Here is a 21,801-nt window from a genome sequence, read left to right as displayed (position 1 = left end):
CTACGGAAGATGATATAGGACCATCTTTCCTCAGGCTGGGAGTGGGCGATAATACAAAAGGACATTCCCTGATTTAAAAATTTTAGTCTCGAGCAATTGTAGTTTTCTAGTGCCTGCTCCGTTAAAAAGAATCAGGCCCTTGCCAAGAAGAACTGGAGCGATGATTGATCGGACTTCGTCTATAAGATTATCTTTCAATAAGCTTGCGACTAGGTCTGAACTCCCAAAGATGATCAGATCCTTTCCGGGAGAAGATTTCAATTTGCTGATCTCTTCCGGAATATTGTCCTTGATCAATCTAGTATTATTCCAGTCCGCTTTTTGCATAGACTTGGAAAATACTATTTTCGGCATGCTGTTCATCTTTTCGGCCACAGTCGGATCGTCTTGCAATGCCAATTCTGTAGGCCAATAGCTTGCCATCAGCTCGTAGGTCTTTCTGCCGAAAGCGATAGTATCTATTGAGTCGATCTGGTTGATTGCGAATTCGTTAAAATCCGCATCTACATTATGCCAATCCAACTCTCCGTTGGGACCAGCATGGTATCCATCCAGAGATTGCATCATAAAGACGATGAGTTTTCGAGCGCTCATTTAATTTCCCTCTTTCTTAATAAAAGGAAATATAATGATCCAGAAAGATCTTATATCCAATTTTCTATTGTTCATATCGTATTTCCTTACCTAAACAAATATTATCTTTTTGCTAATTGTTCTTCGAGTCGATCCAGTGTTCCTTTTAGGCCTTCGATCGCTCCGAATTTTTCTACTTTGATCTTGAATTCTTCTGCAGTGCGGAATATGGAGTGCATCGTGAGTTTCGTTTTGGAACCTTCTTCTTCGAAAGTTACAGAGACTTCGAATTGTCTTGGATCATCATTGGAACCATGAGAGTAGACTAACTTCTCGGGCCTTACTACTTCTTTGTATTCTATCAGGTTTTGATAATCTACACCGTCGGGCCCGTGCATGATAAACTTCCAAACTCCTCCGGGGCGCACGTCCATTTCATGTATCGTATTCGTAAATCCTCTCGGACCCCACCAATGGACGACTTGTTCTGGATTGGTCCACGCTTCGAATACTTTCTCACGAGGCGCGTCGAAAATCCTTGTGGTTACTAATTCTCTGTCCGCGGTGTTACTGCTTACGTTCATTTTGTCTCTACCTTGATTCTTTCTTTAAAAATTTATGATACTGCGTCTAATGCTTGATCTTCGGTTTTTTCCGAATTACTTTTTGTGTTCCTAAGCATGGCATAGACTATCACCGCCAAAAGGATGGCTATGCCTGCTGAAATTGCGGAGACCAATTGGAATGAGTCCGTGAATGCTTGTTTCGCAGGTTCCAAGATGGAGGCTCCAATATCGGCCGGCAGTTCTTTAGAGAGTGCAACTGCCGCTCCCAAGGTGCTCTTCGCTTCTTCTGCCTTTTGCGCGGAAATTCCAGTGGAGACGATATTACTCATTCTGCTGCGATAGATTGCAGTACCTAAGCTTCCTAATACTGCAATGCCTAAGACTCCTCCAAATTCAGCAGCGGTTTCCGAGATGGAAGCAGCGGCTCCCGCTTTTTCAGGAGGCGCTGAGCTCATGATGATGTCTGTTCCGAGTATTACTACCGCACAGATCCCCAAAGAGAATATTAAGGAACCTGCAACTATATATGCTAGTCCGGAATTTCCTTCTACTTGCGCATACAGTGCTAAGCCTATTCCCCCTAAGATAAATCCTCCGATCATTAAGCGGATTGGCTTTACCTTACGTACGAGAATTGGCACAGTAAGAGATCCTACAATATTTCCTGCCGCTGAAGGAAGAGTCCAGAGTCCTGCTTCCAAAGGAGAAAGACCTAATACTAACTGTAGATATTGAGCAACAAAAAGGAATGTGCCTAAAGCAACAAAGACTAACAGAGTATTTGCAATCACTGCGGCACTGAATGTAGGAAGCTTAAATAACTGCAAATCGATCAAAGGATCTGCTAAGGTCTTCTGTCTTCTGATAAAAATATATCCGACTGCAAGACCGATCAGAATCGAAAGATTTGCTACCAAGTTCCATCCACTTTCCGCTACTTGCTTCAGTCCATATATAATGGAAAGAACGGATGCAAGAGAAAGGAACGCACTGAAAAGATCTAATTTTCCTGCATTCGGGTCTTTGAATTCGGGTAATAGTTTTGGTCCTACTATGAGAAGAAGGATCATTACTGGAACGCTCATTAAGAAAACGGATCCCCACCAGAAATGCTGAAGAAGTAACCCTCCTGCCAACGGTCCGATTGCTCCTCCCAAGGAGAAACTGGTTCCCCAAACGCCGATCGCAAAGGTTCTCTCATCCGAATCTAGAAACATATTACGGATCAATGATAGAGTAGAAGGAGCCAAGGTGGCAGCTGTCACTCCTAACAATGCTCTTGTGGCGATCAGCATTTCTGCTGTCGTGGAAAATGCAGCAAATACGGATGCGATTCCGAAAGCGGTCGCTCCCATCAGAAGGAGCTTTCTGCGTCCTATCCGATCCCCTAAGGTTCCCATGGTTACCAAGAATCCGGCAACTAAGAACCCGTAGATATCCACGATCCAAAGCAATTGAGAACCACTGGGTTTTAATTCTTCCGTCAATTGAGGGACCGCCAAATATAGCACCGTCAAATCCATCGCGTAAAGAAGGCAGGGGAGCGCGATGACCGCGAGTCCGATCCATTCCTTCATCGTCGCCTTGGGCGCGGTTCCCTGAGTTACATTAGACATTTATAATGTTCCTTTATTTTTTTGTTCTGTTTCTTGTGCCTGAACTTGCTTCAGATACTCATCCAAACGATCGAAGCTTTGTTCCCAAAAATGGCGGTATCGATCCAACCATCCAGAAGCCTCTTTGAGAGGATCCGCCTTGATCTTGCAGGGTCTCCACTGGGCCTCTCTGCCTCTTTCGATCAACCCCGCCTTTTCCAAGACCTTAAGGTGTTTGGAAATTCCCGGCAGACTCATATTGAAAGGTTCAGCCAATTCTTTGACTGTGGCTTCTCCCGAAATGAGATATAGAAGGATCTCTCGTCTCGTTGGGTCGGCTAATGCGGCGAAAGTATTACTCAGGCGATCCGGTTCAATAGCATATTTAACCATTTAGTTAATTTACCTTTCGGTAAAATATGAGCTCTTGGATCGCTCGTCAAGCTGGATCTAGAAGGGTTTTGCCAAAATTAGGAAAAAATTGGAAGAAGGAGAACTCGGTAAAGCAGGTTCTGCGAAAGAGTTCCCACAGAAGAATGTGCGAAAACGGCCCCCACCCGAGTTTGGGTGGTGGAGGAGGGCCCGTGGGAAAGCGCCCCTCCCTAATATCACATTTCCCGCAAAAGGGCGAGATCTTCCTTGCTCGAACTGGGCGCCTTATCTCCTGAAATTTGGATTATTTCGCTTGTCTTTCTCTGGAGCGGGACATTATAATTTAGTAAATCCCCGGCCTCTTTTCGTCCTTTTTCGAAGCAAGAAAAAAAAGGGTCGACAAATTTCTTTTTATTATGTCTCCTAATCCAAAACTAAGAGAGAGTGCCCCAGATGGGTGAAGGATCCCTTTCCCAGGAAGAAATAGACGCCCTTTTAGCGGGTGCCAATGAAACATTCGATCCGAGCAGTGTTGCTGCCGGAGGCGGGTCCAAGGAAGCTGCCGGTTTATCGCCGATAGATAGGGACCTCTTGTCTGATTTTCTTTCCCACTGTTTTATGACTGCGGGAAATACCTTAGCAGCCATTCTCTCCAAGACTTCCAACTTCATGAATCCGACTACGGAGGCAAAATCCCGTAAGGACATCGAAGCAGAACTCAAATCAAATACTTTGATCTTATACTCTACCTATTCCGGCAATTTGAACGGAAGAGCCGTGCTTGCTATGGGCGCAGATAACGCAGCTCGTATCGCGAATATGATGATGGGTGGATTTGATTCGGGCGGCTTGGACGAAGGGCAGCTCCAAACTCTTCGAGATAGTTTAACTCCTATCATGGGAGCGTTGCAATCCCAGATCGCGGCAAAGACCGGTGGAGGAGTCAGTGGTTCTCCTGCGGAGACTAGACATGTTACTTCTCCCGCTGCGCTGGTTTTGCCCGAAGGCGATCCTCTAATTCGTACTTTTTTCAATTTAGCGATTGAAGGTCTTCCTTCTATCCGAGTGCAGTTCCTTCTTTCCTTGTCCATGGCAAACGATATCTTATCTCTTTCCAAGCGCTCCGGAGGCGGTGGTGGAGATTATGGCGGAGGCGGCTACCAAGGAGGAATGGGTGGCGGAGGCGGAATTTCTCAAGTAGGAATGAAAGGCGTTTCCTTTCCGAACCTTGCTACTGCCAGCGGTGCCCAAGGAACTCCTAACTTAAACCTTCTCATGGACGTGCAAATGTCCGTCACTGTGGAGCTCGGAAGAACTAAGATGTATATTAAAGATATCTTAGGCTTGGGAGAAGGTTCCATCATCGAGTTGGACAAATTGGCCGGTGAGCCGGTAGATCTTCTCGTTAACGGAAAATTAATTGCGAAGGGTGAGGTCGTGGTCATCGATGAAAACTTCGGTGTGCGCGTGACCGATATCGTAAGTCCTGCAGACCGGATCAAGCCGGAGTCGGGAGGCGGATGAACCGGAAGATTTTTTCGATTCCATCCTTCTCTTCTCGATTCGGCTCCCTCGCTTTGGCGATCGGAGTCTTTTGTATTTTATCGGGTTCTTTGGGGAGCTTATATTCCCAAACTGCTTCCGAAAGAGAGCAGATGGATGAGCTCTTAAAGAAAGAATTAGGAGACTCGGGAAAGAAGGCAGAGTCTCAGACTAACACGCCAGCCAAGCCTGCGGAGAAGTCTGACTCGAATTCTACGGCTCCTTCTTCTAACCCTGTAGAAGAAAGGTATAAGCCTATCTCTGAGGGCCCAAGTCTTGCCGGGATTCTTTTCCGGATCGTAATTATATTAGGAATTCTTTGTGGAGCCGCGTATTGGATCCTTAGGACTTTAGCAAAGTCGAGAGATTCTTCTCTTCCTGTGAGAGGGGAGATGAGTCTTCTCGGAAGCTTAAACCTTGGGACGAATAAGCAGCTTCAGATTGTGGAAGTCACTGGCCAAATTTTCGTCTTGGGTGTTGCAGATAATGGTATCAACTTGATCTCTGAGATCACTGATACGGAAACCAAGGCGAGACTGAAGCAAATGAAAGACGAGTTTCAACCTCCGGAAGGCGGTTTCCTCGTTACTGTTCTGGAGCAGATCAAGGATCTGAATACTCGGATCACCGGAAAGTCGGAAGATGAGGCAGAAACTCTTCGTCCTTCTCCGGGAGAAAGGAAAGAGAAACAGCGGAAGTTGAAGCAGAAGCTGGACGAGATCAAGAAGGAAAGGAATAATCTGGAGAACGGATTATTCGATATCAACTAGGGGGGAATGTGGGAGAGGATCTCGTTATACAGGCAGATAGAAAGATTTCCAAGGGAATGAGACATAAACCCGTTATGTGGAAGATACTTTCTGGGGCTCTGCTATTTGTTTTATTTATTTCTATTTTGCCTGCGGATGTTTTTGCCCAGGCAAAGGCACCTAGGATCCCTATCCCAAATTTGAATATCAATGTGAACGAGGCGAAGGGCCCGAGAGAGACGAGCCTTTCTCTCATGATCCTTTTCTTGGTCACTATTCTCTCCTTAGCTCCTGCCATTGTGATGTCTCTCACTTCCTTCACAAAGATAGTGATCGTTTTGGATTTTGTGAGAAGAGCTCTTTCTATCCAAAACCTTCCACCTAACCAGGTAATGGTGGGGCTCGCACTTTTTATGACCTTCTTCATCATGGCTCCAACCTTGAATGTTGTCTATGAGAAGGGGCTCAATCCCTATATGGAAGGGAAGATCGACACGAACGAATTCTTCGACAAGTCCATGGTGCCTATCCGAGAGTTCATGATCCGTCAGATCGGAACCACCGGAGCCAAAGACGTGGCATTGTTTTTGAAGATCGGAAAAGTCGAGAATGTGGAATCCTTTGACGATGTTCCAAGTTATGTGCTCATTCCCGCCTTTATGCTCTCTGAGATCAAGAAGGCCTTCTGGATCGGTATTATTATATTTATTCCTTTCATCGTAGTGGATTTGGTGGTTGCTTCGGCACTTCTTTCTATGGGCTTGAACATGCTGCCTCCAGTGATGGTGAGCCTTCCGTTTAAACTGATCTTATTTGTACTTGTGGATGGTTGGAACTTAATTGTCTACGAGCTCGTAAGGAGCTATAAATGACGGAAGTAGACGCAATCACTCTCATTCGGGACGCCTTGTTCGTGACCCTAAAACTTTCTGCTCCCATTCTTTTGACCGCGATGGTTGTGGGGCTTATTATAGGTATCTTGCAAACGACTACTTCTATCCAGGAACCTACGATCGCATTCGTTCCCAAGTTATTATCCATCTTCGCGGTGATCGTGATCTTTGCCGGATGGATGTTGCAGACCGCCACTGATTACACGAGGGATCTATTTCTCATGATAGAGAAATTTTAGAAAAATTGAATGGAATACTTCGTTTCTAATTTCCAAGTTTTTCTTCTGATTCTCGCAAGGATTATCGGGCTCTTGTCTGTTGCGCCCGTATTTTCCTTTGCGGCAATTTCTTTTGCGCAAAGGATCAGCTTGGGATTTTTGATCGCAGTTATTCTTTTTCCTGTTAGTGCAGGATTTGTTCCTCCCATTCCAGGGAATATGACGGATTACGGTCTCGTCGCTATAGGAGAAGTTCTCATCGGGATCTTAATGGGATTCTTAGTGAGTCTGGTCTTTGCCTCTTTTCAGATGGCAGGAGAATTTTTCAATGTGCAGTTAGGTTTCGGTTATGCGGAGATCCTAGACCCGATCTCTCAGACAAGCCTTCCTGTGATCAGTACTCTGAAGAATATGCTAGGCATGCTTCTATTCTTATCCTTAGGTGCGTATCGTTATCTTTTCGAAAGTCTTGCGTATTCTTTTGAGAAGGTCCAGATCTTAAAGTTAGTTCCTGAGATCCAAGATGGTTTATACAAGGCTATGGAAGGTGCAATCGGTGCGATGTTTCTTGTCGCGTTTAAGATCGCTCTTCCTATCTTAGGAGTGCTTCTTCTTGTCACCGTTTCCGAAGCTTTGATGGGAAAGGCTGCACCTCAGTTGAATATCTTGCAGCTCAGCTTTCCGATTAAGATTGCGATTGGTCTTGTGGTAATGATCCTAATCGTTCCATTCCTAATCACTCAGATGGATGGCGCCTTCCAACTTTCTTTCGAGAAGATGAATTTCATGCTGAAGGATTGGCCAAACTAATGGAAAGGCTAATTCTAATTTTGAAATTCTTTCTGCAAAGATTTGAATGGATCTCGGATCTTAAGACCGGGCTCTTCTTCGATCGGATTAGAGAGGCGGTATTCGAATCATCGGACCAGAATATGTCCGTTTCTTCTTCTGGCCGCCAGAGTTTCGATCCGGTTCTTGCCTCCGTTACGATCTCATCAGTTGATGGATCCGCTCCAATTCCTTTCAAGATTGATCTGCAATTATTCGCCGCAGAAGATGAGGGTAGAACTCAACCGGCGAGCGAAAGACGCAGAAGAGAAGAAAGAGAAAAAGGGAATGTCCCCAAGAGTCCTGAAGTGGCTTCTGCAATTGTGCTTCTCGCAGGTATCGTCCTTCTTTATCTCATGGGGGAATATTTCTTCATGAGATCGTATTATCTTTTGAGAAAGTATTTCTTCGGGATCCGGACCGCTACAGTAGCCACTCCAGAGACTGTAACTGAGCTTTTGAATAATGCTCTTTGGGACATCACTCTGCTACTTCTTCCTTTGATGGGAATTACTGTGGTTGCAGCAATCCTTGGGAATGTGGTGCAGATCGGATTCTTATTCGCACCGAGAGCTCTTGCTTTCAATTTCGGAAGGATACGCCCGAATTTCAAAAAGATCCTTCCGAACCGTCAGACTATGTTTAGTCTTGCTAAGTCTCTCGTAAAAGTAACCGCGATCGGTTGGGTCTCTTACTTTGTCATAGAGAAGGACTTCTTTAAGATCTTAATGCTCGGAAACATGGGCCTCGAAGAATCCATTGCTCTTGTATCTTACACTGCGTTTAAGATCTTTCTCGTAGTAGGCATTCTTCTTCTTGCGATCAGCGTGGGAGATTACTTCTTCCAAAGATACGAATACGAAGAAGCATTAAAAATGACTCCTTCCGAATCCAAACGAGAAATGAAAGAACAGGACGGGGATCCTTCTCTCCAGGCAAGAAGAAGGCAGATGGCGAGAGATACCATCAAGAAGAGTAAAATGCTCGCAGAAGTTCCTAAGGCGGACGTGGTCATTACAAACCCGACTCACTTCGCAGTGGCTCTAGAATATAAACCAACCAAGCATAGAGCTCCTGTAGTGATTGCCAAAGGCGTAGATGATTTCGCATTACGTATAATACGGGTCGCGAGAGCAAACAATGTCGCCACTATAGAAGACCGGCCAATGGCCCGCACTCTTTACGATGAAGTGGAGATAGGACAAGAAGTTCCTGCTAAGTTCTATACGGCGTTAAGCGTTATCTTTACCAAACTCGAATCATTCCGGAGAGCATTCCGAAACGCTTCTTAAGCCTAGGAGAATATTATGGATAAGAAATGGTACACACAATCCGACTTCATCCTGGGCGCGGGAGCAGTGGCAGTTGTCGCTATGCTCGTGGTTCCTCTTCCTGGATTTATTCTGGATCTTTTGATCTTATTCAGTTTAGCACTGAGCCTTCTTATCGTACTTACTTCCTTATCCATTAAGGAACCGTCCGAGTTCTCGATCTTTCCGAGCCTTCTATTGATCACTACGATCTATCGATTGGCATTGAACGTATCCACGACTAGGCAGATCCTTTCCAAAGGACCTGCAGTCAATAGTGCGATCATTGACGCCTTCGGTTCCTTTATTGTAGGAAGTGAGTCCGGTTTAAGCAAGTATGTGGTTGGATTCATCATCTTCCTCATCTTAGTGATCGTGCAAGTGCTCGTAATCACCAAAGGTGCCACCCGTATCTCGGAAGTGGCAGCAAGGTTCACCTTGGACGCTTTGCCTGGTAAGCAGATGGCCATCGATATGGAATTATCGACCGGGAATATCAACGAGGCAGAGGCAAGAAAGCGTCGCAAGAAGATTGAAGAAGAAGTGGACTTTTACGGTTCCATGGATGGAGCGAGTAAGTTCGTACAAGGGGACGTGAGAGCGGGGCTTATCATTACTGCGATCAACTTGATCGGTGGGGTGATTATAGGTGCGAGCATCAGAGGTGAGTCTTTTATATCGGCGATAGAGACGTACGGAAAATTCACCATAGGGGACGGACTGGTTTCTCAGATCCCGGCTCTTCTTACCACAGTTGCAACAGGTATTATCGTGACCCGTTCCGGATCGGAAAGTGATCTTGCGAAACAGTTCAAGACACAGCTATTCGCGAACTCCAAGGTTCTTTATGTAGTTTCTGCCTCTATGGGATTGGGTGCTTTTATTCCGGGACTTCCTTTTATTCCTATGGTCCTTCTTTCCGGCGGACTTGGTTATCTCGCTTACTCTATGGAGAAGACTGTCCAAGAACAACTAGAAGTATTGGAGAAGAAGGAGAAAGAAGCAGTCGGAGATCGCAAGCCCCGAGATTATTACGACGAGCTTAGGATCGAACCGATCGAGATCGAATTCGGTTATCATTTGGTTCCCTTGGTGGATGCTTCCCAAGGTGGGACTCTCATGGATCAGATCTCGAACTTGCGCGGCAAGTTTGCAAGAGAGAGTGGGATTGTCATTCCTCCGATCCGTATATTAGATAATTTAGAAATACCTCCGGATCAGTTCACGATCAAGATCAATGGAGTAGAAGTCGGCTCAAGCACCATTCGCCCTGAAAAACTTATGGCTATGCCTTCTGCAGAAAGCCAGGATCTTTCTTCTATCGAAGGAGAATCCTTCCAAGAGCCGGCGTATGGACGGACTGCAAAATGGATCTCTGCCGATTCCAAAGGAGACGCAGAGTCCAAGGGATTCATCGTGGTGGATGCTTCTACCGTTATTATTACTTACTTAAGAGAACTTCTCGCGACTCATGCGTCTAGTTTGCTCGGAAGAGAAGAAGTCAAAAAACTTTTGGATCATTACAGATCTCAATATCCTACACTTATTCAGGAATTGGAAGCGGACAAGCCAGGCAATTTGGGAATGCTCCAACAAGTTCTCCAGAATCTTCTGCGGGAAGGTTTGGGAATTCGCAACCTAGTTCCGATTCTCGAGACTGTGGCGAACAAGATGTCCAAGTATCCGAATCCTTATGTTCTTACGGAATTCGTAAGACAGTCGATCTCCAATACGATCGTAAAAGACTATATGGTAGATGGAAAACTCCAAGTCATCGTGGTAGAGGGCCGAGTCCTGGATCGTCTGAACAAGTCTCTTGCTCAGGATCGTTTGGAAGGAAGGGACATTTTGGTCCTTCCTCCTGATTTCCAGAGAAGGCTACTCGAGTCAGTGGCGGATATGAATCGCAAGGTCCAAGAAGGAAGAGGGTTCCCGATCTACGTGGTGAACAGAGAAGTGCGTATGCCTTTTGCATACTTCCTCGCAAAGGAATTCCCTCCGCGAAATTTCGCAGTGTTGGCATTGGAAGAAGTGCATTCTTCAGTTCCTACGGTGATCGCAGGAGAATTAAGGATCGCTCAGGCAGCAGCAGCGGCGGAACCGGTAGAAACGGTTTAGAAAAACGTTATATAATATCGAAGTGGAAAAATAGGAGGATCTCATGGATTTCGCAAAGATTAGAGGCAAGGACTTACAGGACTGTCTCATGCAGATGAAAATGAAATATGGGCCGGAAGCTCATGTTATCGAACATCGTATCCTGACCGAGGGCGGAGTCTTCGGGACCGGACTCATGGCCCGTAAAGTTGTGGAGATCCAAGTAGGAATCCCTGAGAAAGCGAGTTCTAGAGAAAAAGTGGAGAAGAAACTCCAGGATTTGAAGGAACTCCTGAAGCAGAAGTCCGCGCAAGTACCAGCGCAACGCAAGACTTTAGAAGAATTGCCAAGCTGGGAAGAAAGATCCTCTCGTCCAAGATCTTCTTCTTTGCCTAAAGAATTGATAGAATCCCAATTGGAAGAAGATGACGAAGTCGGTCTTTCTTTCGCGAGAGAATTCGAGACCAAGCCTTTGCTTCCAACTCGTAAGACTGAGCAAGATGCGAACCTTTTGAAGTTGAAAGATAAATTGATCAAAGAAGGGATGAGCGAGGGATACGTAGAAGAAGTCGTATCCGCAGTCGAGCTTAGGCTTTCTCCTTTGGATCGTTCCCGAATCGTCGCCGTTCAAGAAAAGGCGATCGAAGTCTTGGCAGAAAGAGTGCAGGCTGAGCCTGACCTGTTTAAGGGAACTAGAAGAGGACAGAGAAAAGTGATCTTCTTTGTGGGACCTACCGGAAGCGGAAAGACTACGAGCATCGCAAAACTAGCCGCTAAGTACCATCTTCACATGGGCAAGTCGGTCTCTTTGTACACTACGGACAATTATCGGATCGCTGCGATCGAGCAGTTGAAGAGATATGCGGACACAATGGAGATGCCTTTCTATGCCGTGAAGGACTTGAAACGTTTTCAAGAGACCCTAGCTCGGGACGGATCCGAATTAATCCTAATAGATACTGCGGGTTATAGCCATCGCAATGTGGATCAATTGAGTAAGATGTACGGCTACTTGTCAGCTTTTGGAGAAAAGGACAATGTTGAAAATATCCTTGTATTATCCGCCACATCTTCATATCATCACTCCCACTCGGTAATGAAAGCTTACGAACCCCTGGGTTTTCGTAGAATTTTATTAACTAAACTGGACGAGGCAGAATTTTTGGGTGGATTTCTAGAACTAGCCGATACACTTAATAAGGGTTTCACCCATTTAAGCGTCGGTCAGGAAGTTCCGTTCGATATGATCCCAGCGGAAAAGTTCAGCCTAGCGGAATGCGCGATTAATCCTGAAAAGATCATCGAGATCCATGGGGAAGTTTTCTCCGCTTAAGGATCAGGTGGCAAACCCAAGTCCCAGAAAGAGGTTAGGATGGACCAAGCGACTCAGTTGCGGAAACTTACCGAGGGTAATACGAGTTTAAAACTCGTGTCTTCAACCAAACCTATGACTAAGATTATCGCGATCGCTTCAGGAAAAGGCGGAGTGGGCAAGAGCACTATCTCCGTAAACTTAGCGATCTCTATGGCGAAGGCCGGACAAAAAGTTCTGGTCTTCGACGGAGACCTGGGCCTCGCAAACGTAAACGTGATCCTAGGGATCATCCCAAAATACAATTTATATCACGTAGTCAAGGGACATAAAAGTTTAAAGGACATTATCATCCAAGCTCCCGAGGGCGTGGACATTATCGCAGGAGCAAGCGGTTATTCCCAGCTTGCGAACCTGAACGATTCCCAAAGAAATAATTTGATCAAAGGATTCGCGGATCTGGATTCTTATGATTATATGATCATAGATACTGGAGCCGGGATCAGCTCAAACGTGATCGGACTCACTCTTCCTGCGGACGATGTGATCGTGGTTACTACTCCGGAACCGACGGCAATCACCGACTCCTACGGACTCATCAAGGCAATTGTTTCCCAAAGCAGAGACAAGAATCTGAAGATGGTTGTGAACAGAGTACGTTCTGCCATCGAAGGAAAGAAGGTCGCGGACAGAGTGATCGATATTTCAGGTCAATTCCTGGAAGTAAGAGTGGAGAATCTAGGCTTTATCTTCCAAGACGACGAAGTAGAGAAAAGTATCAGAGAGCAGAAGCCGTATATCATTCATTCTCCGAAAAGCAAGGCTTCCGCTTGTTTGAATCGCATTACATATTCCTTATTGAACCAGGAAATGGACGGAGGAGACGATTCCGGTATTACCGGCTTCTTCCGTAAGTTCTTTAATTTCGTAGACGTGCGTGAAAAACAACAGAGCGAGGAAGAGTGAACCTTCAGGTCGCTTTTCTAGGTTTATTTTCTTTTCTAGGTCTCGTTATTAGTCTAGTCTGCGGAATCATGGTCGGAAACTACTTCGGTCATGTCGCTTTAGTAACCTTTTTATCCACGGTCGGTATGGCCGGCTTCGGCTTCGGAGTTTATACTGTTTTAGAAATGAAGGTGCCTGAGTTTCTGGAATTACTCCGAAATTTTGGCGGGTCCTATTCCGCTGGTGAGGACGAGGATGGAGAGGCAGGTGGCCGCTCCTCGTACGGAGACCATTCCGATATGGAAACTTCTCCTTCTCACTTTGATTCTTCTTCCGGACCGGATGAAATGAGAGTAGCTGCTGCCGGAATCCCTCGGAAGAAGTCGGGTAATTTCGGAGACCATATCATTGTCGAAAATATCGCGATCAAAAACGAGCCTAAACTCATGGCGGAAGCGATTCGGACCATGCTCGCGAAGGATGATACGAACGTAGAGAAGTAAGAAAGATTTTTCCTCGAATTTCTCTCCTGTTTTTCTAGTTCCAACTCTGAATTTATCTCCAAACGCCGCATAAAGCCCAATGAGACAAAAAACTGCTTGATTTCCCTTTTTTGAGACAAAAAATGCTATTGCAAATCGGTTTGGTCCACGACACTCTCTAGCAGGGACCCTTCCCATTCCGGCGTTATGTCCAAACTCTTTGATAAATATAATAATACGGATGAAACGGAACTGTGGAAGTCCTATCGGGACACCAAAGACCAGAACATTCGCAGTTATCTGGTAGAAAAATACTCACCTCTAGTCAAACACGTAGCCGGGCGCATTGCAATAGGCATGCCTCAGAATGTGGAGTTTGACGATCTAGTTTCTTACGGTGTATTCGGCCTCTTGGATGCGATTGAAAAATTCGATCCAGAGAGACAGATCAAATTCAAGACTTATGCAATGACTCGTATACGAGGATCTATCTTCGACGAGTTACGCTCCATTGACTGGATCCCTCGTTCTATTCGCCAGAAAGCGAAACAGTTGGAGCAAATCATCGGCATGCTCGAGAACAAAGAAGGGGCACATGTCGAAGACGAAGCAATCGCCAAAGAAATGGGGATCTCCGTCGAGGAATTCAATAGTCTTCTTACTAAGATCAGCGGTACTTCACTCGTATCCTTGAACGATATCTGGTTCTTGGGAGATGAGAACGATGAGGTTTCTTTTATGGAAACCTTAGAATCTCCGATGAACATGAATCCGGATACGATCATAGAGAAGGAAGAGATCAAGAACGTCATTGTTGAGGCGATCAAGACACTTCCTGATAAAGAAAAGAAAGTGATCGTTCTTTATTATTACGAGGATCTAACTCTAAAAGAGATCGGCGAGGTATTGGAAGTCACCGAATCCAGGATCTCTCAACTTCACACTAGAGCTGTAGCGAGACTGCGCAGTAAACTGGGCAAAGTGAAGTCTGTTATTAGCAAAAAGTAATATTCTTTCTTCGGACAATTTAATATGAGCCTAAATTCTTTCTTAAAAGAACAGAATCAGGAACTGGACAAGCTACAGAATGAGCAGGTCGAAGTCATTGCGCCTACTCTCGAAAAATGTCTGCAGATGGCAGCGGCTCATTTAAAAAGAAAGTCTCACGAGCTGGATTATATCGTTCTCAAACGAGGAAAGAAAAAATTATTCGGCTCCGAGCCTTGGCATATTCGTGCTTCCGTTATTCCTGAAGATACGTTCTTAGATGAACTTTCCGAATTAGATAAGAAACTCACCGGAGGGACTGGCAAACTTGTTTCTAAGGATCTGAAGGAGTTCCTTCAACCTAAGGACAAGGATTCAAAAGCAGTCGTTCAGATACTCCGAAACGGTGTGTATCTTACTATCTATCCTCCTGCTGGAGAAGGAAAGACGATCGATATGGCCGAGGTCTCTCGCAGGCTTTCCGTTAGAGGTGTCTCTCCCGTAGATGAGAACCAGATTAAAAAGATCTTAAAGGATATGAAGGGGGAACCCATTTATATCTCGAATATGAAGCCTCGCCAGGGAGCGGAAGGCAAGATGATGCTCGATATCTCTCCGGATCGAATGAGGGCAAAGATTACTCTAGTACCTCCTAAGCCTGGCGGAAGAGATCTGGAAGTGAAGGACGTAGTCAATTATCTCCGAAACGCAGGCGTCAAATACGGCATCAAAGAAGAAGAGATCCAAAGAAAGCTAGAAGATGAATATTTTAATCAGCCTTTTACAGCGGCGGAAGGAGATCCTCCTCTCAACGGAAAAAATGCGCAGATCATCTATCATGTTCGTACTCAGAAGAAGGTAGTGTTCCGAGAGGACGAGTCCGGTCGCGTAGATTACAAAGATATGGACTTGATCGAGAACGTCGTAGTAGGTCAGCTCTTAGCGGAGAAGATTCCGGCAGAAAGAGGAAAATACGGACGTACTCTCTTCAATGAACTTCTTCCAGCCAAGGATGGATTAGACACAGAACTCAAGCAAGGAAAGGGAACCATTCTTTCCGAAGACAGGACTAAGCTTACCGCAGAAGTAAATGGCCAAGTGGTGTATGCGAGCGGAAGGCTTTCCGTGGAAACCACATACAGAGTTAACGGTGACGTCGGGATTAAAACTGGAAATGTTACTTTCTTAGGTTCTGTGATCATCACAGGGAACGTAGAGGACAATTACTCTGTTAAGGCTGCAGGGAATATTGAGATCTACGGCACAGTCCAAAAAGCAAATGTAGAAGCTGACGGAGATATCATCATTCGCCAGGGAGTTTCCGGAAGGGATGAGGCTCGCATTGAATCTACCGGCGGGAATGTGATCGCTAAGTTTATTCAGAATGCAACTGTAGTGACTGAAAAGGACGTTGTGGTTCAAGAAGGAATCCTCCATTGCTTCTTGAGTGCAGGCGGGAAGGTTATCTCCAATGGAAAAAGAGGTCAGATCGTAGGCGGAACCATTCGTGCAGCCGAGATGATCGCAGCCAAGGTCATAGGATCTTCTGCAAACCCTCCTACCGAATTGATTGTAGGAACAGATCCCAAAGTATTAAAGCAAATCTCGGAATACGAAGAGAAGCTGGCTGAAAACCAGGAAAAGTACGAGCAGATCTCTAAGAGCCTCAAGACACTTAAGGCGAGAAAGGAAAATGACCCGGCCTCCTTTACCCAGGATCATGAACAGCAATTGGGTAAGACTGCCAAGGCAGTCGAAAAATTGGAAACTCGTATCCGAGAATACGAGAACGAGATCCAAAACCTTAGAACTTATATGGAAGAAAGGGCCGCAAACGGCAAGATCAGTGTAGAAAAGACTCTCTTTGGAGGGGTAACACTGAAGATCCGAAATGCCGACTTCAAGACCCGCAATGAGATCAAGCATAAGACCTTTGTGGAAGAGAACGGAGCCATCCGCCAATTGCCTTACCAAGATCCTGATCCGGACAAAAAAGACTGGAGAAAAAACAGATCTAGAGGAAAATAACGGCTATGAGGCTGAATGAACCTCTTTCCGGCTACGGAGCTGCTGGCGACATACTGAGACGGACCATGGTGGAGAATCCTCACACTCTCACCAATGTGATCGCTCAGAACGAAAAGGCAGTCCGAGAGTATTCCATAGATAAGAAGTATGCGGTGCAGATGTACACCGAGACTTTTTCCTTATCTCCGGAATATAGGGAGAGACTTCGCAACTCGTATACCCAAAGGATCGGAGAAATAGAAAAGGAAATCCGTTCTTTCAAGGGCCCAAAGCCTGAGGGTGGAAAGGAGAGAATCATCTCCTACGATAAGATGGGAAGAAAAACCGAGATCAGAACTCCTTCCCGTTCAACAGTGGACTATATCGCTTAATAAAAAAAGACCTACGGACTCCGAGGGATGTTGTTGGAAATCCTCGATAAGGTAGGGAAGCGATGGAACTATTCACAGTCCTATTCTTAAATATCATCATAGCCGCAGGCTTGTACGTTGGAATTTCCGCGCAAGTCACGAAGAGGATACGCTCTCATATGATCCGAAAGATCAACGAGGAGATCCGGTCTCTTGTGGACGAGGTCCAGACGGAAACAGAGAGTCAGATCGAACTCTTGAATTCCAAGATCCAAGCGTACAAGATCCTAGTCCAACGTTCTGACCTGCTGGAAGATAAATATAAAAGTATATTACAAAAACTAGAAGAACTTCCTGAAAGGATCTACGGGGAAAGATCGGAAACGATCGAATCCAGATCTATTGGCTCCAAATCCGTTCCGTCCGGACTTGCTCCTTCTATGCCTTCTTCGGTTCAGGAAGAAATTTCTCTTCCTGAATTCGAAACGGAGGCGGAAGAAGAGAATGATTTTGTAAATAACGAGATCGAAAAAGTCCGTCTCTCTGAAGAAGAGGAATTTAAGAACGAATATCTTACTTTAATTCGTGAGAAGCAGAAAGAATTAAAATCCAATCCACCTAAAGGTCTCAATTCCGGAAGAGAAGAATTGGCCGCAAAAGCGGGTGAGGGCGTTGGAAGACTGTATAAGCAGAATGTAACGGAGTCTTCTTCCAAGAGCCAGGCTAAACCTTTCTTAGATCCGGAGAGAAAGAATACAGTATCAAGAAATACTAATGTAGAAGAAAAAGATTCTGGGACACTAGGTGTGTTGAAGAATTTCGGAAAGAAAATCAAGGATGTAATGGGATGGAAAGACGCCGAAGAATTACTCGGCCAGGTTTCTCCAACTCGAACTCCTCAACCGATGTACAATCCTAGTTCGACTTTTGATATTTCTCTAGATGGAGATCCTTTCCAAGAAAATCAGATTTCATTTCCGGAAGATATCAGTGGAGGTTCTCTAAAAGCAGAGACTTCTTATAAGCCGGAACCTTCTTCTAAAAAACCGGAACGTAAACCGAAAGTTCGAGATAATACGATTCCACCTGAGGAAAATTTCGGAAGAATTTTAGAGAAAAAAATCTCTGGCTACGCTCCTCAGAAACCGGATTCAGTAAAAATTTCTACCGAGCTTGCTCTAAAAGAGCTAGGCGAAGGTGCGAGTAAGATTGAAAAGGTAGTTTTCCTCTTGAAAAAAGGATATTCTCATGAAGAAATTTCAGAAGCCTTGGATCTCGCTACCGGAGAAGTGGATATCATAGAAAGATTCAGGTTGGAGAGGAATAGGAGGATCTGATGTCCCAATTCAGCGTCTTGAACGTAGGCTTCGGAAATATCGTCATGGTCTCTAAGATCGTGGGGATCATTCACTCAGATTCGGCTTCTGCGAAAAGGATCCGAAACGAGGCCAAGAGTAACAATAGTTTGGTAGACGCTACTCAAGGGAAAAAAACAAGATCCATCATTATTACGGATTCTAATCATCTGATCCTTTCTAATCTAAGGGTGGAAGCATTGACTCGGAGAATAGAGAGCCGAGATAATTCCATAGCCGAAGAAGAGGAAGAAAGGGACTGAAAGAGCCTAAGTTAATCGTACTCTCTTCCGTAGCCGGAGGGGGAAAATCCACCTTAATTCGAATTCTCCAAGCCAAACATCCGGATTTGGCTTTCTCTGTTTCTTGTACTACTCGTGCTCCTCGCCCGGGAGACAAAGAGGGCGTAACGTATTTTTTCTTAACGAAAGAGGAATTCGAATCCGGGATCGAAAAGGCTGAATTCCTGGAATGGGCGAGAGTCCATGATAACTACTACGGCACTCCAGCCAAATTTGTAGAGGCTTGTCTTACCTCCGGAAAGTCGGTGATTATGGATCTGGATGTGCAAGGTGCAGATCAGGTTAAGAAAAAGCTCGGCTCGAAAGTCATCACTATTTTTATCCTTCCTCCAAGTGAAGAAGAATGGGAGAAGCGTCTGCGAGGAAGAGGCACCGATTCGGAGGAGAGTATTCTGAAGAGGATCCGAAATGGTAAGGCGGAGTTGAAGAGGAAAGACGATTTCGATTTTGCTCTCGTAAACGATGAACTAGATAAGACAGTGGAGAGTCTGGAGAGGATTCTGTTTTAGCTTGGCCCCCACCCAATCGAACGACCCGGAGGGTGACTGAACAAGGTGCAGTCAATTGAGTTCGGAATGTAAGTATGGATGAGGGGAAGTGCGGGTAATTATGATGGCCCCCACCCTCATCGGGTGGTGGAGGTGGGTCCCCCGTGGGAGAGGCGAGGTTTTCCTATATCAGAAATTCAAGAATTCTGCAAAGGAAAATTTTATCTCAATTTTCTGTGGGAACTGTTGGTCTTTTGCTTGGTCGGAATTTTTTTCTGAGTCTATTTTCTCTTGCAATTCGTATTATGCGGAATAGAATTTCTGTTCTATTTTAGTGCCAGGCTTTGAGCATTCTTGCTCTTGCCTGTATATGAGAATAACTTTATATGAAAATTGCGCCTCGCTTTTCTTTTCGTTCTCGATTTAAGTTTCTTTTGCTTATTGGACTTATCTGCTTTGAGTTCAGTTGTATGTTCCTCCTTCGTCCTAAAAAGGAGTTTCAGGAGAGTGCGACTCTTATGCCTCCTGATTATACGAATTTGAACTTTTGGGCGGCTCACCCGGATAAGAAAGATTTTGCGGACGAGGTTCCTCCTTCTTCTTCCTTTAAGGATCGTCAAAAGGAAGCAAAAGCAGACACTTTCTTTATTCATCCTACTACGTTACTTGCTCGCCCAAAATATTGGAATGGAGATTTGAATGATAAATCTTTGAACGATAGAACGAATCACGGTACGATCAGAACACAAGCAAGTGCGTTCAATGATTGCTGTAGAGTCTATGCTCCGAGATATAGACAGGCTGCTCTTATAGTATTTATGGAAGATACTCCTGAAGGAAAAAAGGCACTGGATCTTGCATACGAAGATGTGAAGGCTGCCTTTCTTTATTATATGAAAACTTGGAATCAGGGGAGGCCTTTTATTATCGCGTCCCACAGCCAAGGAACTCGGCATTCTATTCGCTTGATTAAAGAGGTGATTGCATCTTCCGAGTATAAGAAAAATCTAATAGCGGCATATTCGATCGGTTTTCCATACAAGGCAGAGGAGGTTGGTCTTTCTGCTTGTAAGTCAGAGACAGAGCTTGGTTGTGTGATCAATTGGAATTCTTACGAATGGGGGAATCGACCAGAAAGACTTGTGGAGAGATACGATTCTTCTACTATTTGCGTGAATCCTCTGACTTGGAAGAACGACGAGGAATACGCTCCTAGGTCTATGAATTTGGGAAGTATTACTCATAGCTTTGATAAGATTATTATGGGCGTGGCCGATGCAAAATGTGAGAAAGGTGCATTGTGGGTGCACGAACCAGAAATGAGAGGATTTCCTTCTTTAGGAAAAGATGATAGTCTCCATTTGGTTGATTTTCACATGTTTTATGGGAATATTCGCAAGAATGCGCGGGACCGAGCCAATCAGTTTCTGGGCGGAAAGTAAGCGGAATGGAAATTTCGATGGCCCCCACCCTCATCGGGAGGGGAGGTGGGTCGCCTAGTGGGAGAAGCGAGGTTTCCCTATATCAGAATTCCTCGAGTTCTGCAAAGGAAAATTTTATCTCAATTTTTTGTGGGAACTGTTTCTCTTTTAGAAAAACTTAATTCGTGCAGTATGTTTGCTCGACTACGATAGACGGCATATCCGTTCTCTTTCCATCTAACTCCAGCTTTTTGTTTTTTAGATAGAAACCGCAGACTTCCACATAAGTTCCTACTGAGACTCGATTCATTAGGCCGTAGTCATCCGAATCTAAAACTACAGGCTTGCCTGAAAAATGCACTACGAAACGGATTGAATTTCCTTTATAAAGCACGTGAGTCACATTGCCGGCGACTCTCACTGTTTCACCGACTGCTTTGCTTGGATTATTCACTAATTCTTCGCCAGAAACATACTTCGGCTTCGGAGGCGCAGCCGGAGCGGCCTTCGATTTTTTGCTCTTCGATAACAATGCCGCATTTCCGATGAATAGGAAAGTAATAAGTAGAGTAGGAATAAGCTTTTTCTGTATCATAAAATCTTAAAGTTCTTCTGATTCGGAGCTGGATTCTGGAGCCTTAATCACATCAGAACGGGAAAGCCATTTGTTCGTGATATTTGCTCTTCTTTCTGCAGGGAATAAGGTAAGAAGATATGTTGTAATCGTTTGTCTTCCGTCCTGTTCTGCATCCTTGTCCATTTGGATGAATACATCGATGATATCTTTGTCCGGCCAGTTGGTAAGCATTTGCACAGCGTTATCGGGGGGCATATTTGCAACCTTCTCCGACATAACCTTAATCAACTTACCTCTACTGTTCCTTTCGGATTCCGCAGACTTTAATTCATTCTCTTTGGCAGTAAGGCCGCGTTTTAGCTCTTCTATCTTTTCGAGTTCAGCTTCTAAGCGTTCTTTTTCTCTTTTCAGCTCTTCTTCTTTTTGAGTAACATCATCTTTATCTTTGGCAAGTCTTTCCATTTCTTTACGAAACTCTAATTTTTCCAATTCAGAGGGAGATTCCGAGTCTGCGTTTACGAGTCCAGGTTCTTGCTTTAGGAATGGAAAGATCTCTACCGCATCGATGATCTGAAAGTAATGGAAGGCAAAGAATCCGATCAATACTAAGAATACGATGAGGAGAACTAAGTAAACTGCTCTCGCTTTGTCAGTCAAACTTGCCATTTTTTACTATACCCGAATATCCAGTCTGGAGCCTGAAATCTTCTTTTCGAGATCTCCAGCCTTATTCTCCAGATGGGAAATTTTGTCCTGAAGACTTGCCATGCTTCCTAGTAAAGGATCGGAAGAAGAAGTAGTTTTACGCACT

At 44.9% G+C, this 21,801-nt stretch carries 23 protein-coding genes; 17 read left to right on the top strand and 6 right to left on the bottom strand.

Going from position 1 to position 21,801, the window contains the following annotated elements; all coding sequences use genetic code 11:
• Window positions 1-30: 30 nt before the first annotated feature.
• The 4 genes from EHO59_RS12505 to EHO59_RS12490 all read right to left on the bottom strand — a co-directional run bounded on the left by EHO59_RS12505 (window position 31) and on the right by EHO59_RS12490 (window position 3,127).
• A complete protein-coding gene (locus tag EHO59_RS12505; RefSeq protein WP_135588557.1) occupies window positions 31-594 on the bottom strand; it encodes a dihydrofolate reductase family protein in 564 nt (187 codons plus the stop codon).
• Between the two features lie 101 nt (window positions 595-695).
• Window positions 696-1,157, bottom strand: a complete 462-nt coding sequence (locus tag EHO59_RS12500; protein ID WP_135588555.1) for an SRPBCC family protein — start codon at window positions 1,155-1,157, stop codon at window positions 696-698.
• 32 nt (window positions 1,158-1,189) lie between these two features.
• Window positions 1,190-2,755 (bottom strand): MFS transporter, encoded by a 1,566-nt coding sequence (locus EHO59_RS12495; protein ID WP_135588553.1) that lies wholly within the window; start codon window positions 2,753-2,755, stop codon window positions 1,190-1,192.
• The gene (locus EHO59_RS12490; RefSeq protein ID WP_135588551.1) at window positions 2,756-3,127 is read right to left on the bottom strand and encodes an ArsR/SmtB family transcription factor; all 372 of its coding nucleotides are present in this window, start codon (window positions 3,125-3,127) and stop codon (window positions 2,756-2,758) included. It lies immediately after the preceding gene.
• 432 nt (window positions 3,128-3,559) lie between these two features.
• Between EHO59_RS12490 and fliN the strand changes: the two genes are divergently transcribed.
• The 17 genes from fliN to EHO59_RS12405 all read left to right on the top strand — a co-directional run bounded on the left by fliN (window position 3,560) and on the right by EHO59_RS12405 (window position 20,434).
• Window positions 3,560-4,630 carry a flagellar motor switch protein FliN gene (gene fliN, locus EHO59_RS12485; RefSeq protein WP_135588549.1) on the top strand — a complete coding sequence of 357 codons (1,071 nt, stop codon included), beginning with the start codon at window positions 3,560-3,562 and terminating at the stop codon, window positions 4,628-4,630.
• Window positions 4,627-5,418, top strand: a complete 792-nt coding sequence (gene fliO, locus EHO59_RS12480) for a flagellar biosynthetic protein FliO (RefSeq protein ID WP_135588547.1) — start codon at window positions 4,627-4,629, stop codon at window positions 5,416-5,418. Before fliN ends, fliO begins: the two co-directional genes overlap by 4 nt.
• Window positions 5,419-5,474: 56 nt before the next feature.
• A complete protein-coding gene (gene fliP, locus EHO59_RS12475; protein ID WP_210413074.1) occupies window positions 5,475-6,269 on the top strand; it encodes a flagellar type III secretion system pore protein FliP in 795 nt (264 codons plus the stop codon).
• Window positions 6,266-6,529: a flagellar biosynthesis protein FliQ gene (gene fliQ / locus EHO59_RS12470; protein WP_135588545.1), complete on the top strand. Its 264-nt coding sequence runs from the start codon at window positions 6,266-6,268 to the stop codon at window positions 6,527-6,529. Before fliP ends, fliQ begins: the two co-directional genes overlap by 4 nt.
• A gap of 9 nt (window positions 6,530-6,538) precedes the next feature.
• A complete protein-coding gene (gene fliR / locus EHO59_RS12465) occupies window positions 6,539-7,318 on the top strand; it encodes a flagellar biosynthetic protein FliR (RefSeq protein WP_135588544.1) in 780 nt (259 codons plus the stop codon).
• Window positions 7,318-8,628, top strand: coding sequence for an EscU/YscU/HrcU family type III secretion system export apparatus switch protein (locus EHO59_RS12460; RefSeq protein WP_246052887.1), 1,311 nt, complete (start codon window positions 7,318-7,320; stop codon window positions 8,626-8,628). Before fliR ends, EHO59_RS12460 begins: the two co-directional genes overlap by 1 nt.
• Before the next feature lie 15 nt (window positions 8,629-8,643).
• Window positions 8,644-10,764 carry a flagellar biosynthesis protein FlhA gene (locus EHO59_RS12455; RefSeq protein ID WP_135588543.1) on the top strand — a complete coding sequence of 707 codons (2,121 nt, stop codon included), beginning with the start codon at window positions 8,644-8,646 and terminating at the stop codon, window positions 10,762-10,764.
• A gap of 43 nt (window positions 10,765-10,807) precedes the next feature.
• Window positions 10,808-12,076 (top strand): flagellar biosynthesis GTPase FlhF, encoded by a 1,269-nt coding sequence (gene flhF, locus EHO59_RS12450; RefSeq protein ID WP_135588542.1) that lies wholly within the window; start codon window positions 10,808-10,810, stop codon window positions 12,074-12,076.
• Between the two features lie 39 nt (window positions 12,077-12,115).
• Window positions 12,116-13,021, top strand: coding sequence for a MinD/ParA family protein (locus tag EHO59_RS12445; protein ID WP_135588541.1), 906 nt, complete (start codon window positions 12,116-12,118; stop codon window positions 13,019-13,021).
• Window positions 13,018-13,503, top strand: a complete 486-nt coding sequence (locus tag EHO59_RS12440) for a hypothetical protein (RefSeq protein WP_135588539.1) — start codon at window positions 13,018-13,020, stop codon at window positions 13,501-13,503. The genes EHO59_RS12445 and EHO59_RS12440 overlap by 4 nt, the downstream gene beginning before the upstream one ends.
• 186 nt (window positions 13,504-13,689) lie before the next feature.
• On the top strand, window positions 13,690-14,490 hold the full coding sequence (whiG, locus tag EHO59_RS12435) for an RNA polymerase sigma factor WhiG (RefSeq protein ID WP_135588537.1): 801 nt from the start codon (window positions 13,690-13,692) through the stop codon (window positions 14,488-14,490).
• 24 nt (window positions 14,491-14,514) lie between these two features.
• The gene (locus EHO59_RS12430) at window positions 14,515-16,497 is read left to right on the top strand and encodes a FapA family protein (protein WP_135588535.1); all 1,983 of its coding nucleotides are present in this window, start codon (window positions 14,515-14,517) and stop codon (window positions 16,495-16,497) included.
• Window positions 16,498-16,502: 5 nt separating this feature from the next.
• Entirely contained in the window at window positions 16,503-16,868 is a 366-nt protein-coding gene (locus EHO59_RS12425) for a hypothetical protein (protein WP_135588533.1), read from the top strand.
• A gap of 62 nt (window positions 16,869-16,930) precedes the next feature.
• A complete protein-coding gene (locus EHO59_RS12420; RefSeq protein WP_135588531.1) occupies window positions 16,931-18,184 on the top strand; it encodes a hypothetical protein in 1,254 nt (417 codons plus the stop codon).
• Complete coding sequence (locus tag EHO59_RS12415) at window positions 18,184-18,465, top strand: extracellular matrix/biofilm biosynthesis regulator RemA family protein (protein ID WP_135588529.1); 282 nt, start codon at window positions 18,184-18,186, stop codon at window positions 18,463-18,465. The genes EHO59_RS12420 and EHO59_RS12415 overlap by 1 nt, the downstream gene beginning before the upstream one ends.
• 14 nt (window positions 18,466-18,479) lie before the next feature.
• A complete protein-coding gene (gene gmk, locus EHO59_RS12410) occupies window positions 18,480-19,013 on the top strand; it encodes a guanylate kinase (protein WP_342776334.1) in 534 nt (177 codons plus the stop codon).
• Window positions 19,014-19,462: 449 nt separating this feature from the next.
• Entirely contained in the window at window positions 19,463-20,434 is a 972-nt protein-coding gene (locus EHO59_RS12405; RefSeq protein WP_246052885.1) for a DUF3089 domain-containing protein, read from the top strand.
• 157 nt (window positions 20,435-20,591) lie between these two features.
• Here the strand turns inward: EHO59_RS12405 and EHO59_RS12400 are convergent, their stop codons facing one another.
• Window positions 20,592-21,008 (bottom strand): transporter, encoded by a 417-nt coding sequence (locus EHO59_RS12400; protein ID WP_425460232.1) that lies wholly within the window; start codon window positions 21,006-21,008, stop codon window positions 20,592-20,594.
• 6 nt (window positions 21,009-21,014) lie between these two features.
• A complete protein-coding gene (locus tag EHO59_RS12395) occupies window positions 21,015-21,656 on the bottom strand; it encodes a periplasmic-type flagellar collar protein FlbB (protein WP_135588523.1) in 642 nt (213 codons plus the stop codon).
• Window positions 21,657-21,801 lie beyond the last annotated feature (145 nt).

Origin of the sequence: Leptospira semungkisensis (genome assembly GCF_004770055.1) — a bacterium.
GTDB lineage: Bacteria > Spirochaetota > Leptospiria > Leptospirales > Leptospiraceae > Leptospira_B > Leptospira_B semungkisensis.
This window is presented reverse-complemented; position numbering and strand designations above follow the sequence as displayed.

Bases quoted from the DNA above. Each gene is read 5' to 3' on its own strand.
- EHO59_RS12505 (WP_135588557.1), bottom strand. From the start codon at position 594: ATGAGCGCTCGAAAACTCATCGTCTTTATGATGCAATCTCTGGATGGA.
- EHO59_RS12500 (WP_135588555.1), bottom strand. From the start codon at position 1,157: ATGAACGTAAGCAGTAACACCGCGGACAGAGAATTAGTAACCACAAGG.
- EHO59_RS12495 (WP_135588553.1), bottom strand. From the start codon at position 2,755: ATGTCTAATGTAACTCAGGGAACCGCGCCCAAGGCGACGATGAAGGAA.
- EHO59_RS12490 (WP_135588551.1), bottom strand. From the start codon at position 3,127: ATGGTTAAATATGCTATTGAACCGGATCGCCTGAGTAATACTTTCGCC.
- fliN (WP_135588549.1), top strand. From the start codon at position 3,560: ATGGGTGAAGGATCCCTTTCCCAGGAAGAAATAGACGCCCTTTTAGCG.
- fliO (WP_135588547.1), top strand. From the start codon at position 4,627: ATGAACCGGAAGATTTTTTCGATTCCATCCTTCTCTTCTCGATTCGGC.
- fliP (WP_210413074.1), top strand. From the start codon at position 5,475: ATGAGACATAAACCCGTTATGTGGAAGATACTTTCTGGGGCTCTGCTA.
- fliQ (WP_135588545.1), top strand. From the start codon at position 6,266: ATGACGGAAGTAGACGCAATCACTCTCATTCGGGACGCCTTGTTCGTG.
- fliR (WP_135588544.1), top strand. From the start codon at position 6,539: ATGGAATACTTCGTTTCTAATTTCCAAGTTTTTCTTCTGATTCTCGCA.
- EHO59_RS12460 (WP_246052887.1), top strand. From the start codon at position 7,318: ATGGAAAGGCTAATTCTAATTTTGAAATTCTTTCTGCAAAGATTTGAA.
- EHO59_RS12455 (WP_135588543.1), top strand. From the start codon at position 8,644: ATGGATAAGAAATGGTACACACAATCCGACTTCATCCTGGGCGCGGGA.
- flhF (WP_135588542.1), top strand. From the start codon at position 10,808: ATGGATTTCGCAAAGATTAGAGGCAAGGACTTACAGGACTGTCTCATG.
- EHO59_RS12445 (WP_135588541.1), top strand. From the start codon at position 12,116: ATGGACCAAGCGACTCAGTTGCGGAAACTTACCGAGGGTAATACGAGT.
- whiG (WP_135588537.1), top strand. From the start codon at position 13,690: ATGTCCAAACTCTTTGATAAATATAATAATACGGATGAAACGGAACTG.
- EHO59_RS12430 (WP_135588535.1), top strand. From the start codon at position 14,515: ATGAGCCTAAATTCTTTCTTAAAAGAACAGAATCAGGAACTGGACAAG.
- EHO59_RS12425 (WP_135588533.1), top strand. From the start codon at position 16,503: ATGAGGCTGAATGAACCTCTTTCCGGCTACGGAGCTGCTGGCGACATA.
- EHO59_RS12420 (WP_135588531.1), top strand. From the start codon at position 16,931: ATGGAACTATTCACAGTCCTATTCTTAAATATCATCATAGCCGCAGGC.
- EHO59_RS12415 (WP_135588529.1), top strand. From the start codon at position 18,184: ATGTCCCAATTCAGCGTCTTGAACGTAGGCTTCGGAAATATCGTCATG.
- EHO59_RS12405 (WP_246052885.1), top strand. From the start codon at position 19,463: ATGTTCCTCCTTCGTCCTAAAAAGGAGTTTCAGGAGAGTGCGACTCTT.
- EHO59_RS12400 (WP_425460232.1), bottom strand. From the start codon at position 21,008: ATGATACAGAAAAAGCTTATTCCTACTCTACTTATTACTTTCCTATTC.
- EHO59_RS12395 (WP_135588523.1), bottom strand. From the start codon at position 21,656: ATGGCAAGTTTGACTGACAAAGCGAGAGCAGTTTACTTAGTTCTCCTC.